This is a genomic window from Psychrobacter piscatorii (assembly GCF_001444505.1).
Lineage (GTDB): Bacteria > Pseudomonadota > Gammaproteobacteria > Pseudomonadales > Moraxellaceae > Psychrobacter > Psychrobacter piscatorii_B.
Genome location: NZ_LNDJ01000047.1, coordinates 1 through 11,649, shown reverse-complemented (window position 1 = coordinate 11,649; position 11,649 = coordinate 1). Strand labels below are relative to the sequence as shown.

The following is an 11,649-nucleotide window of genomic DNA, read 5'->3' as shown; positions in this document are numbered from 1 at the left end:
TCGTATGCAGTAAGCAACTAACAAGGACCAAGTTATGGAACGCTCAATAATCGTATTGCTTATAGCAATCATCATAGCGCCTTTAACAGTGCTACTGCCAAGAGCTTGTGCCACACAAGCTGCTAATGACCAAGCTGCTATCGAGATTCACAAAGATAGCATCCGTGACACTTATATAAGCCCCGCTGATCAAGTCTACATAGATTTTGCCAGCGACGATTTTAAGAAAGCCAATCAACATGCAAACGAAGTATTAAGACGCGCTTACAGTGAACAGTAGGCGCAAAACAAACCGAAGTAACAAATCAAAAGGAACGTAACTATGAACGCATTTATCACCCAAGCTGCTAAAGCAAACAACGCTTTCGTACCAACTGAAATCTCACCAGTTGCGCCAGTTATGGATAACGAGATTGATGTCTTAGCTCGCCACTGGCAAGAAGCAAAAGAAGCTGAAGCCCACGCCAAAGAGCGTCGCTTGAATATCGAAACTCAAATAACCGAGTTGGTAGGTGTCTCTGATGAAGGGACTACAAACGCTGAAGGTCATTTATTCAAAGTTAAGACCGTCGGTAAGCTTACTCGCTCACTGGATGATAGCGCCATCCAATCAGATTGGGACAAGTTGCCCGATGAGATTAAGAAATGCGTCAAGTGGAAGCCATCGCTTGATACCAAAAACTTACGCTCGCTAGAGTCAATGCGAGGCGACTTGGTACCAGTCATGGCGCAGTACATGACCACCAAACCTGCCAAGCCTAGCGTGTCAGTGGAGGCTAAATGAGCGGTGTTAGCTCAAGCAATATCGCAAACATGGCGATATTGGAGCAATCAAAAGTAATTAGCGAGCGAACGCTTACTAAGCGAGAACAGATAGCTGCTATGTGCTTACAGGGTTTTCTAAGCACTTGTGAGTCTGTTCAAGAGCATGAAGCTGATAAATTTTGTTCTCTATCAGTTCTTATAGCTGACAAGCTGATCAATAAGCTGGAGCGAAAAGCTAATGACTGACGTAGCTGACTGGGAAGCTGAGTGCGATTGCTGCGGTCAGGTTCCCACCATTCGAGATATGGGCATGTGTGCGGTTTGCACTTTTGGTGAAGCTGACGCACAGCAAGAATTAATTAACGGTGAAATGCAGGAGTTTACCCAAGATGGCAATTAAGCTCACAACCACGCGCCAACAAGCACAAACCAACGGCGTAAAGGTCCTTGTCTACGGACAAGCAGGTGCTGGCAAGACCGTACTTTGTGCGACCACGCCCGACCATAGCAAGACCATCATTCTAAGTGCTGAGTCTGGTTTGCTATCAATCGGTGAAGCAGATATCGATGTAGTCACTATCGAGTCAGTTGGCGACCTAATGGAAGCATACCGCTGGCTAACCGAGACCGAGCAGGGCTTATCTTATGACTGGATTTGCCTCGACTCAATCAGCGAGATTGCAGAAGTCGTGCTGAACAAAGCGAAAAAGGAATCCAAGGATCCCCGAGCTGCTTATGGCGACATGCAGGAAAAGGTAGAGGACGCTATTCGCGCCTTCCGTGACTTACCTCGTAATGTGTACTTCGCTGCCAAGTTGGAGGCCTATCAAGATGATGCAAAGGTTATCCGCTATCGTCCAATGTTCCCCGGTCAAAAGCTTAGCGCAAACGTCCCCTACTTTTTCGATGAAGTGTTTTTAATGCGAGTCGATAAAGATGAGCACGGCAATCCGCTGCACTACCTGCAAACCCGAGCTGATACCAAGTACCCAGCCAAGGATAGAAGCGGAAAGCTTGATGTAAATGAACGTCCTAACTTAGCCGCTATTGCTGCGAAAATTCGTGGCAGTCAGCAACAAACCCAAGTAACACAAACCACCGAAACTGAAACCAGTATCGAAACTAACGAAACTCAAGGAATTTAATCATGGCTCTATTAGACATGCAGTTCGACCAAACCGAAATCCAAGACGCTCACAAAAGCGATTTCGACCCAATTCCAGCCGGTACTTATACCGCTGAAATCACCCGCTCTGAGATTAAAGAAAACAACTCAGGCTCAGGCAACCGTTTAAGCCTTGGTTTAAAAATCATTGACGGCACCCACGCTGGTCGCCTCATCTTTCAAGATATTACGCTACGCAACAGCAATCAGATAGCGCAGCAGATTGGACGCAAACAAATGGCCCAACTGGTTAGCGCTTGCGGTAAGAGCTCAGTACAAGACAGCAGCGATTTACACGGTATCCCGATGGAAATCAAAGTGTCTATCCGTATAGACAAGACTGGCCAATACGACCCAAGCAATGAAGTTAAAAAGTTTGCTGCCATCGCTGGTGGTGGTCGCCCACAGTTTAGCGCACAACCGCAAGTGACTGCACAAGGACAACCAACCTCAGCGCAGCAACCTGCAGCAGCTCAAAGTGATTTACCACCTTGGCAGCGTGGTTAGTAAGTAAAAATCCGTTGCGGGAAATCCCGTAACGGACACCTCATTCTTTAATAAAAACAAATAGGAAATACCAAAATGACTATCTCAACCAACGTAGAAAATTTCATCGGTGAAGTAAACGGCGGCACATTGGCAGCACAGCTCGGACACGTACTATCAGACGTTGCCGAAAGTGTTATTGCTCATGAAGCCGGTGGTGAAATCACGCTAAAGATTAAATTGGCGCCGTCTAAAAATATCAGTCAGGTCGAGCTTGATTACGCCTTGGTCTATAAAGCACCAAAAGCGAAAAAAGGCTTCCGCTCAGAAAGCACTCCTGGCGACACGCTTATGTATGTTGGTAAAGGCGGTGTGCTATCAACTTACCCTGAAACGCAAAAAGACTTATTCAACGCTGAATAAATTTAAAAAAGGTCTATGGGAAATCACATAGACCTCACCTATCCGGAAATTCCGGATAACTCAATTAATCAATCGGAGCACAACCAATGCCAGACCTAAATAAAAACTGCGCACAAACTGTTTTTGATATTGCCCGCATGCAAGACATGACGTTAGAAAACCTTGATGCACCATCATTGGTCAGCGTCCCTGAAGGTTTTCGCTTAGAAGACACTGAAGAATACCAAGAGCATCGTAATCGTTTTCGTGGTCGTTATGACACTGAATCAAGCAAAAGCTTCGCACAATACGTTGCTGACCGTAAGACTGTAGATAAATGCTTTGTCGATAAAACCAACCTGTCAGCAATGCGCTGCCAAGCTATCTTTAATTTGGGCGACGAAGAACAAGCAGGTCATGCCGACGATGTTGCCAACTTGGTACTTCCTATCACTGACGAATTTAACGCCTTGCGCAGCCTTAGCCGTGTATCACAAGCCAAGATAGTTGACTTCATTCAAGACTATGCCCACTGCCTAACCTTCAGTGATCAAGACGAAGACAGCGAGCAATCTAGCAACATGAGCTTCAGCCATGCGCTAAAAGCATTTCGCAGCGTGACCGTCAAGACTGCTAAAGAAATGACCAGTAACGTCGGTGATTTAAATGCTAGTAAGTCGGCACTTGAGCGCATTGAAGCGGATTCAGCGATTCGTCTGCCACGCTTTGTTCACATGACCACATCGCTATATGAAGACTTACCCGAAGTGGTGGTCACTGCTCGCGTAGCCATCATAACCGATGGCGATAGCCTTGGTCTTAGCTTGCGCATCGTTGCTCAGCAAAAAGAGTTGAACGATGCAGCACAGCGCTTTGTTGATTTGGTGACAGACATCTTGCCAAAAGAAACACCAATCTACGTTGGTACTTTCCAGCCTTAGTAAAACACTAGGGTAAGCAGTCCACCGCTTACCCGCCTTTATTTTTATGTGTCAATTGGGTGTAGTTAATCACACAGTCGAACCAGTTGGCACCTCAAAATGAACGCAAACTAAAACGAACATAAGGAATGAAACGATGGCTCTACAAACGAATCAAACCAAAAAAAACAAGGTATCGACGATAGCCGGTGATTTTTGGCTCAAGTACAACCCTCACCGCAAGGCCAAAAACATGACGGGCAAACTTGCAGACGATAAGAATTCCACGCGCAAGTATAGAAGCTCAAACGTGCACTTGTTTGATGGAGGCAAAACCAATGGCTGATTTAACCAAGCACACCCCACCGACCACAGTTGACGCCTTATATGACGGCATCAAAGCCAAGCATAGCGACTCACCAAGACGTTACCTTGGGGGGTCTATCATTGGCAAGTCATGCGCCCGTCAATTGTGGTACGACTTCCGCTGGGTTCATTTTGAAGAATTTGACGGCCGCTTGCTACGCTTGTTTGAAACTGGTCACTTAGAAGAACCGCGCATGGTCAAAAATATGACCGATGCTGGTATTGAAGTTTATGAGATAGATGATCGTACTGGCCAACAGTTTGGCGTGCAATTCCATGGCGGACACTTTCGCGGTCATGCGGATGGCGTCGCTATTGGCATCAAGGAAGCACCTAAAACTTGGCACTTATGCGAGTTTAAAACGCATAACGATAAATCATTCAAGCTGTTACTAAAGGACGGCGTTGAGAAGTCAAAACCGATGCACTTTGCACAGGTGCAAGTCTATATGCAAGGCCTTGGCCTTACGCGCGCGTTTTATCTTGCTAAGAATAAGAATGATGACACGCTTTACGCAGAGCGCATCGAGTACGACAAAGCGAAAGCTGATCATTACATTGACCGCGCCCGTCGCATCATCTTTGCTGAAGAACCACCAATGCGAATCAGTGATAAGCCCGATTGGTTCGAGTGTAAATTCTGTCCCTACTCTGACTATTGCCATGGCGGTGCCGATGTTATTCCTAATCCGCTACCAAACGTCAATTGCCGTACTTGCATACACAGTACGCCACAAGATGATGGCTCATGGTTGTGCGAGCTACGTAATAGCACATTGCCCTACGAGCAACAGTTAGAAGGCTGTAGCGAACATAGATGGGTACCGCAATTGCTGCCAAATCTAAGCGTGCTAGAAGCTGAAGAAACAGCACTTGGCGCAACTGTAGTTTGGTACTGCCGCACAGGTGACAGTGATTGCTACGTGAACAACGGCAACGGCTCGATTGTTAGCCAAGCAGAATATGAGGGGAAGTTATGAGTATCATTAAGTTTAAGAAAAAAGAATATCAAGTTGTCACGTCATGCGAGCACAACAGCATCAACATCGATAGAGCCAACAAACAAATAACTTGTAGAGATTGCGAGGTAGTGCTTGATCCGTTTGATGCAATCATGGGCTATTCAGATGCGTTAGATGACTGGGCTAAACGATTGGATAAATACGCGGAAGACACCAAGCGTGATTTTGCTCGCAATCAGATAGTCGCTCGCAGACTTGAAAACAAGAAAAGAACAAAGTGTCACCACTGCGACCAGATGACAGAAATCAAAATCAAAGAGCCAACGCTTTGGGAAACTCACGCAGAAATACAAGGAAATAATAATGTATAAGCTAAGAAACTACCAAGAGCGCACGCTCACTGAATTGTACGATTGGCTGAATCGTCACCCTGACGGCAATCCTGTTGTCGATGCTTGTGTCGGTGCCGGTAAGTCGATCATCATTGCTGAATTTTGCCGACGTGCTATTGAGCAGTACCCACAGACGCGCATTGTTATGTGTGTCGCAAGTAAGGAACTATGCCAGCAAAACTTAGACAAGTTGCGTGCAATATGGCCCGAAGCACCAGCGGGTGTTTGCAGTGCTGCATTAGGTCAAAAAGACGTAGAAAGCCAAATCATCTTTGCAACCATTGGCAGTATTGCAAAACGAGCTCATGAGCTTGGCACGGTCAATCTACTGGTCGTTGATGAGTGTCATAACGTCAATACTGACAATGCGGGTATGTACCGTACCTTTATCAGTAATCTAAAAGAATTTGGCAGTCCTTATCTCTGTGTTATCGGCTTTACTGGCACGCCTTTTCGCGGTGATGGTGTATGGCTATGGCAAGGTAAGGACCCTTTATTTAAAGGTACTGCCACGCGCGTATCGATGGATGAATTACTGGAACAAGGCTATCTTGCCCCGCTTATTATTGATACTGCCACCCCTGAAACTATCGATACAACCAACGTCAAAGTTGCTGGCGGCGATTATGTGATCAAAGACTTGGAAGGCGCGGTTATTGATCCTACCATTATTCGCTCAACAGTTGATGATATGTTTACTCGTGGCGGTGAGCGTAACAAGTGGCTCGTATTCTGCGTCACCATTGCTCACGCTCAAGCAGTGCTTGATGAGATAAAAAGCCGTGGCACTATCAAGGCAAGTATCGTCACAAGCAAGACACGCGCAAGCCTACGTGATGCCATATTGCTAGATTATAAGCTGCCACATGAGCACCCTGACGGTATCGACTGCCTAGTGAATGTGGCTTGTTTGACCACTGGATTTGATGCGCCTGAGACTGACCTTATAGCCCTACTCCGTCCTACCAAGTCGCCAGTCTTATACGTACAGATTGCAGGACGTGGTATGCGAATAGCTGACGGTAAAAAGGATTGCTTGTGGCTGGACTATACGTCGACCACTCGTGACTTAGGTCCAGTCAACTTGATCAAAGGTCGTAATAAGCAAAACAGCACGACTGAGCAAGGTGCTCCGTTCAAGTATTGTCCTGATTGCGGCAACCCTAACCCTATTCATCTTGATGAGTGCCAAGAGTGTGGCGCTTTCATGCCAAGTGATAGCAAAGACCCGCACGGTTTCAAAGCAGGTCAAGCAATGCCTTTGCACGGTTTTCAAGCGCCGCCTGAAGAATGGTTTGATGTGCAGCAAATTGGCTATTACAAACACCCTGGCAAAAATGGTAAACCGCCAACCATGCGGATTGATTACTTCTACAGCGAATTAGAAGAACCAATTAGCGAATGGAAGTGCTTTGAACATGAAGGCTTTGCTTTGCGTATGGGTTGCCAATGGTGGACCGACCATATGCCACATGCTGACATGCCATTTACCGTAGACGAAGCGCTTGAGACTATCCATGATCCAAGTCAAGGCACTATCGCTCTACCAACTCGCATCATGTGCCAACGTGATCCGCAAGGCAAATTTTGGCAGGTTAAAAAGTATCAATACGGCAATACGCCAAACATGCCAAAGGTCATTAGCTATAAACCAATTACAAGTCAGTCAGAAGCTGACGACTTGATTCCATTTTGAGGTATCAACAATGCCAAAACTTAAAAACCGTGACAAGCGCAAAGCTGCCAAAGTTAAAAAACGTAATCAGGCGAAACAACAAAAACGTGAAGCTGGCGAATTTATCAAAGAATTTACTGGCTACATGCAGCTATCGTTCAAGGAAGAAACAGACGATGAAACGATACGTAAGAACGTGATTCGCTGTGGCGATTGGTTAAAGAATAGCTATCAGATATTTAAGAACCCGCGCCGCTACTTGGTAGGTGTCAAGCTCTTTAAGTTTGATAAAAGTATTGAACCTGCTGAGCTCGAATGGGCCACAGAAACCGAAATAGCAAAAGAGAATATCGTTGACCTTGCCGCACAGATGGCAGACAAAATGTCGAAAGGACACGACGATGTTGATTTTGATAACTCTTACATACGCATTTATGCGTGAAGGATAAAAATAATGACCATTTTTCACATGAAGCAATCGATAGCAGGATGCCTACGCAACAACCGCGTCGGCACTATCGACTTTTTGCAGGACGAAAACGGTAAGCCCTTATCTGACGCTGAAGCAAGAATTGAACTAAAAAAATTATTGTCCAAGGGTCACACGGTTATGCCAGCTGGCGACGACTGCGAAGGGTTTGATGTTTTTGGTGGTGGTTGTCCTGGTCATGAGCCGCTGAAGGGTAGCGATCTATGTCGCACCATGCTTGAGAAGAACAACGAGCTAACCATTGTAATTGTTAGTGACATATCTGATGAAGCAGCACTAGAACATGACCGTCAGTATTGGGTAGCTGTAGGATTCAACCACGATTCAGGTAAATTTGTTGTCAATCATGACTTTGATATGGAGTGGCCTTTTGCGATAGCTATCAATCCAAAAACAGGCGAGCCATTCACAGCTAAGGAAGTCGGACTATGACAACACATACAGAAGAAGAAATGGAAGCCCTAGCCGCTGAGCTGCTAGAAGTTGATTTGGGATGGCCAAGCGTTTGTGAGACGTGTGGCGCAAGCAAGGAGAGCGACTGTGAGTAATAACTCTGAACTACCGCCATTCATCTACCAACGCAATAAAGCGCTAGGTATTCACGAGCGTAAAGAACAAATGTCAGCATGGCGCTGGATGGACGACTCATTAAGCGTAACGCTAGGGAACGCAACCCTACATACGGAAAGCCAAGCGGTGCTACGTTGTGATAATGCAGAACTCAAACTACCAAAAGATGAGGCAATTCGTTTACGTGACTACTTGATAAACTCTTACCCATTAAGCGAGGTGACTACCAATGGCCACAATTGAAACTGATATTGATGTTGAAGCGCTCAAGAAGTCTGGTAAACGTGGTCGTGAGCTCGTTACCTTTGCTTTTAAAGAGCTAAATTACGATGGCGAAAAGCTTTTGCATACCGCCATCTATGCGGGTGCACCGCACGTAAATCATATCTATGCTGCCAGTATGCTTGGTTATAGTGCAGCCACGTTGCGTAATTGGTCCAGTCAAAGCAATGGGCCAATACAACCAAAGCGTATCAATGGCACACCTTACTGGCGTATGCGTGACATACGTAATTTGTTGGACCTTTAATCATAAAGATGGTCGGTATTTATACCGGCCTCTTTTAGTATGAATTGCTCAATCCTCCCATGCCACATTCTCAACAAATCAATGGGTCTATCTACGTAGTGCTTCTCATCAATTGCACTTGGACGATGGCCCATGACTTGGTTTACTATTCCACGCGGTACATCTACCCACTCAGACAATGTCCTGAATGATTTGCGCATGGCTTTTGGCGGCAGGCTTGGTAACCCACTCTCTACAAGCAGCGTCCGATATTTCTTGGTAATTTCAATATATCCTTCCTGCTTTACTTTACTCCCAAAAACAAATTCATTCACACGCGGCAAGTTTTGTATTGTTTGCTTGGTAAAAGGCGTCAGTGGAATAATTCGCTCCCACTGGTCAACCTTGTCGACAATCTTAATAGTATTCCATTCAAAATCTATGTCAGTCCATTTAAGCTGCAGCATCTCACCTGGGCGAGATCCGTTCATCAACATGCAGATTAAAGCTGCCCGCTGTACCTCATCAATTTGGTCGACTACGCCAAACCAAGTTTCTAACTGCTGCTTTTGTAATGCGCCTTTATGAGCACGCACACTTTGCACAGACTTATTAACCTTGCGGCTGTTGTATGTTTTGTTGGGTATCAGCCCTGCATACTTGTCTGTATCCTCTGCCCAATTCGCACAGGCTTTGAACATACGAAAGTTTTTGGCCATTGTAGTAGCGCGTGTCTCATTTTCTTTACGAATCCACGTTTCAACGAAATCAGGCGTGAGCTCAGCAAGTGACACTTCCCATATATTACCAATTGGCTGAGGCATATAAGGCTTGTCTGTCAAGTGCGGGCGCGCCGCTTGATAATGATCATTAAGATAAGTCTTTGACCATTCAGATTTATGAGTGTCGATATAGTGCGTGAACAGGTCACCAAAAGTCAGCTGCTTGCGTACTTGCTCGCGCGCAAAGGCTTTATTCTTAGCTAGGTTGTCGGCTTTGGTGCGACTTGGATCAATGCCAGATGCTAACTGTTTACTAGCCTCAGATGCAGCATCGATAGCATCTTGCAAACTCATAATAGGAAATTTACCCAAGGTGATACGTTTAGGTGTGCCGGTACCGCCAACCCTACCCTGATAGATAAATGCTTTACTGCCTCCAGGTGAAATGCGTAAGCCTAGACCTGTAAACTTCACATCCCAGACGAAGTATTGTTTGTCCTGCGGATCTAGCTTTTCAATTTTTGCAGTGGTTAGTTTGGCTTCCATGTGATTACTAATCTATTTTGTAAAAAGTAATCATATAGTAATCACATATGAAGTAAATTGCCATAAACTGAGTGATACTTTTTTGCAGTCAATAAACCTAAGTAACTGATATTACTTACATAACTTGATTGTAAAGTTAACTGCAGTAAACTGAGTGATACATTTATATGCGGACTCATAATCCTTTGGTCGTAGGTTCAAGTCCTACTGGGCCCACCAAATTCAAACCCCGCAAGCGTAATGTTTACGGGGTTTTTTGTTGTCTGCTGTTTTTAGCTGGCTAGTATTAAACCCCCTAACCCCTCTCTAGGTATACTTTGCGTATACTTCTCATTTTAGTAAATATCTATTATCATGCTATGCAACATATAACAAAATTGGCAGTGCTGACCTGGCTAAAATCAAGTTCACAAAGAAATTTATCGACAGCCTTGACTACTCTGACAAGTCAGTCATCTATCAAGATGAGGTTGTGAATGGTTTTGCTGTAAGGACTAATAAGACGTCAAAAAGCTATCTAGTTAACAAGCGCATCGATGGTAAATTACAGCGCAAAGTATTTAGTGACTGCTCTCATATAACGCTACAAGATGCTCGTGACAGGTCGATGTCTATCATAAGCGACCTTATGCAAGGGATTGATCCATTCGACAAGCCAGCGCCAGAATTGACCGCCCCTACACTAAGAGAGGCTTATGCTTATTACTTAGCGAGTAAGCCAACCCTCAAGGTTTCGTCTATCAAGTCTTATAATCGTCAGATAAATAGGAACTTAGAATGCTGGCTAGATATTTCTATGAATGACATTATGCAAGGCGATATCACTAATAAGCATTTAGAGTTAAGCAAGCATAGCTTATCTCAAGCCAATGGTACATTTAGAGCGCTTAGTGCAATATGGAATTTTTCACGGCTCAGCTTTTTAGATAAAAATGAAATGCCAATCATTAAGCCAAACCCCGTTGAGATACTGACTGCTAAAAAGGCGTGGAATACTATTAAGCCGCGCACCAGACATCTGAGTGATGACAATATGGGTCATTACGTGAAGGTACTGCTAGATTTTAAGAGTGAGGATTTTCACAATATGATGCCGCATAGCAATAATGCCCGCGATATCATGCTGCTATTTTTATGTACAGGAATACGCGCCAACGAGAACTATACTTTGCGCTGGGATTCAATAGATTTACAGCACGGCTGTATGACTATTTTAGATACAAAGAATAGCGATATTTTGAGTGTACCGCTTGGTAAAGTGATGGTCGCTATGCTCAATAATCGTAATAAGTACAAGCAAGATGAGCCGTGGCTATTCCCTTCACGGATAAAAGAGTGTGATGGCAATCTTACTGATATATCAAAGCAATACACGAATATTGGTAAGCTGGCAGGCATTCATATCACACCTCACGATTTGCGTAGAACATTTTCAACAGTAGCAGATGATTTGAATTTGAATATCTCAGTTATTAAGAGACTGATTAATCACAGAGCATCAAGATCATCAGATGATGTGACATTGCAATATATCCAAGTCAGTCAAAAAAGATTACGGGCTGCTATGAATGATATTGAAGTATTTATATTCAATGAGGCTGGCATGACTCAAGATGAAGTCATTGAAAGGCTTTACCATATCTATTAGGTCGGGAGTTTCCCAAACTTTGTGTAACTGCT

The 11,649-nt window shown here is 44.6% G+C and carries 17 protein-coding genes; 16 read left to right on the top strand and 1 reads right to left on the bottom strand.

From position 1 onward, the window contains the following. The first annotated feature begins 34 nt into the window (after positions 1–34). The 15 genes from AS194_RS02530 (at position 35) to AS194_RS02460 (ending at position 8,722) form a co-directional block, all read left to right on the top strand. Entirely contained in the window at positions 35–280 is a 246-nt protein-coding gene (locus tag AS194_RS02530) for a hypothetical protein (RefSeq protein WP_058023908.1), read from the top strand. A gap of 42 nt (positions 281–322) precedes the next feature. Then, positions 323–784: a hypothetical protein gene (locus tag AS194_RS02525; protein ID WP_058023907.1), complete on the top strand. Its 462-nt coding sequence runs from the start codon at positions 323–325 to the stop codon at positions 782–784. 219 nt (positions 785–1,003) lie between these two features. Next, positions 1,004–1,165, top strand: coding sequence for a hypothetical protein (locus AS194_RS13755; RefSeq protein WP_167337588.1), 162 nt, complete (start codon positions 1,004–1,006; stop codon positions 1,163–1,165). Next, positions 1,155–1,910 (top strand): ATP-binding protein, encoded by a 756-nt coding sequence (locus AS194_RS02515; protein ID WP_083499573.1) that lies wholly within the window; start codon positions 1,155–1,157, stop codon positions 1,908–1,910. Before AS194_RS13755 ends, AS194_RS02515 begins: the two co-directional genes overlap by 11 nt. Before the next feature lie 2 nt (positions 1,911–1,912). Then, positions 1,913–2,437 carry a DUF669 domain-containing protein gene (locus tag AS194_RS02510; RefSeq protein WP_058023905.1) on the top strand — a complete coding sequence of 175 codons (525 nt, stop codon included), beginning with the start codon at positions 1,913–1,915 and terminating at the stop codon, positions 2,435–2,437. 75 nt (positions 2,438–2,512) lie between these two features. Then, on the top strand, positions 2,513–2,839 hold the full coding sequence (locus tag AS194_RS02505) for a hypothetical protein (protein WP_058023904.1): 327 nt from the start codon (positions 2,513–2,515) through the stop codon (positions 2,837–2,839). An 86-nt stretch (positions 2,840–2,925) separates the two neighbouring features. Continuing rightward, a complete protein-coding gene (locus tag AS194_RS02500) occupies positions 2,926–3,759 on the top strand; it encodes a DUF2303 family protein (protein WP_058023903.1) in 834 nt (277 codons plus the stop codon). Positions 3,760–3,895: 136 nt separating this feature from the next. After that, the gene (locus tag AS194_RS02495) at positions 3,896–4,084 is read left to right on the top strand and encodes a hypothetical protein (RefSeq protein WP_058023902.1); all 189 of its coding nucleotides are present in this window, start codon (positions 3,896–3,898) and stop codon (positions 4,082–4,084) included. Further along, positions 4,077–5,084 carry a hypothetical protein gene (locus AS194_RS02490; RefSeq protein ID WP_058023901.1) on the top strand — a complete coding sequence of 336 codons (1,008 nt, stop codon included), beginning with the start codon at positions 4,077–4,079 and terminating at the stop codon, positions 5,082–5,084. Before AS194_RS02495 ends, AS194_RS02490 begins: the two co-directional genes overlap by 8 nt. Further along, positions 5,081–5,437 carry a hypothetical protein gene (locus tag AS194_RS02485; protein ID WP_058023900.1) on the top strand — a complete coding sequence of 119 codons (357 nt, stop codon included), beginning with the start codon at positions 5,081–5,083 and terminating at the stop codon, positions 5,435–5,437. The genes AS194_RS02490 and AS194_RS02485 overlap by 4 nt, the downstream gene beginning before the upstream one ends. Next, on the top strand, positions 5,430–7,154 hold the full coding sequence (locus tag AS194_RS02480) for a DEAD/DEAH box helicase (protein ID WP_058023899.1): 1,725 nt from the start codon (positions 5,430–5,432) through the stop codon (positions 7,152–7,154). The genes AS194_RS02485 and AS194_RS02480 overlap by 8 nt, the downstream gene beginning before the upstream one ends. 10 nt (positions 7,155–7,164) lie before the next feature. After that, complete coding sequence (locus AS194_RS02475; protein ID WP_058023898.1) at positions 7,165–7,575, top strand: hypothetical protein; 411 nt, start codon at positions 7,165–7,167, stop codon at positions 7,573–7,575. Between the two features lie 12 nt (positions 7,576–7,587). Continuing rightward, positions 7,588–8,055, top strand: a complete 468-nt coding sequence (locus AS194_RS02470; RefSeq protein WP_058023897.1) for a hypothetical protein — start codon at positions 7,588–7,590, stop codon at positions 8,053–8,055. Positions 8,056–8,163: 108 nt separating this feature from the next. Beyond that, complete coding sequence (locus AS194_RS02465; RefSeq protein WP_058023896.1) at positions 8,164–8,436, top strand: hypothetical protein; 273 nt, start codon at positions 8,164–8,166, stop codon at positions 8,434–8,436. After that, positions 8,423–8,722 (top strand): hypothetical protein, encoded by a 300-nt coding sequence (locus tag AS194_RS02460; RefSeq protein ID WP_058023895.1) that lies wholly within the window; start codon positions 8,423–8,425, stop codon positions 8,720–8,722. Before AS194_RS02465 ends, AS194_RS02460 begins: the two co-directional genes overlap by 14 nt. On the opposite strand, the gene AS194_RS02455 is transcribed toward AS194_RS02460, so the two are convergent. Further along, positions 8,719–9,969, bottom strand: coding sequence for a tyrosine-type recombinase/integrase (locus AS194_RS02455; protein ID WP_058023894.1), 1,251 nt, complete (start codon positions 9,967–9,969; stop codon positions 8,719–8,721). The two genes, AS194_RS02460 and AS194_RS02455, sit on opposite strands and share 4 nt — an antisense overlap. Before the next feature lie 628 nt (positions 9,970–10,597). Here AS194_RS02455 and AS194_RS02450 point away from each other — a divergent pair. Further along, on the top strand, positions 10,598–11,617 hold the full coding sequence (locus AS194_RS02450; RefSeq protein ID WP_161808406.1) for a tyrosine-type recombinase/integrase: 1,020 nt from the start codon (positions 10,598–10,600) through the stop codon (positions 11,615–11,617). Positions 11,618–11,649: the final 32 nt, after the last annotated feature.

Coding starts and splice junctions, on each gene's coding strand:
- AS194_RS02530 (WP_058023908.1), top strand. CDS start 35: ATGGAACGCTCAATAATCGTATTGCTTATAGCAATCATCATAGCGCCT.
- AS194_RS02495 (WP_058023902.1), top strand. CDS start 3,896: ATGGCTCTACAAACGAATCAAACCAAAAAAAACAAGGTATCGACGATA.
- AS194_RS02450 (WP_161808406.1), top strand. CDS start 10,598: ATGCAAGGGATTGATCCATTCGACAAGCCAGCGCCAGAATTGACCGCC.
- AS194_RS02475 (WP_058023898.1), top strand. CDS start 7,165: ATGCCAAAACTTAAAAACCGTGACAAGCGCAAAGCTGCCAAAGTTAAA.
- AS194_RS13755 (WP_167337588.1), top strand. CDS start 1,004: ATGACTGACGTAGCTGACTGGGAAGCTGAGTGCGATTGCTGCGGTCAG.
- AS194_RS02455 (WP_058023894.1), bottom strand. CDS start 9,969: ATGGAAGCCAAACTAACCACTGCAAAAATTGAAAAGCTAGATCCGCAG.
- AS194_RS02490 (WP_058023901.1), top strand. CDS start 4,077: ATGGCTGATTTAACCAAGCACACCCCACCGACCACAGTTGACGCCTTA.
- AS194_RS02470 (WP_058023897.1), top strand. CDS start 7,588: ATGACCATTTTTCACATGAAGCAATCGATAGCAGGATGCCTACGCAAC.
- AS194_RS02485 (WP_058023900.1), top strand. CDS start 5,081: ATGAGTATCATTAAGTTTAAGAAAAAAGAATATCAAGTTGTCACGTCA.
- AS194_RS02525 (WP_058023907.1), top strand. CDS start 323: ATGAACGCATTTATCACCCAAGCTGCTAAAGCAAACAACGCTTTCGTA.
- AS194_RS02515 (WP_083499573.1), top strand. CDS start 1,155: ATGGCAATTAAGCTCACAACCACGCGCCAACAAGCACAAACCAACGGC.
- AS194_RS02480 (WP_058023899.1), top strand. CDS start 5,430: ATGTATAAGCTAAGAAACTACCAAGAGCGCACGCTCACTGAATTGTAC.
- AS194_RS02460 (WP_058023895.1), top strand. CDS start 8,423: ATGGCCACAATTGAAACTGATATTGATGTTGAAGCGCTCAAGAAGTCT.
- AS194_RS02510 (WP_058023905.1), top strand. CDS start 1,913: ATGGCTCTATTAGACATGCAGTTCGACCAAACCGAAATCCAAGACGCT.
- AS194_RS02505 (WP_058023904.1), top strand. CDS start 2,513: ATGACTATCTCAACCAACGTAGAAAATTTCATCGGTGAAGTAAACGGC.
- AS194_RS02500 (WP_058023903.1), top strand. CDS start 2,926: ATGCCAGACCTAAATAAAAACTGCGCACAAACTGTTTTTGATATTGCC.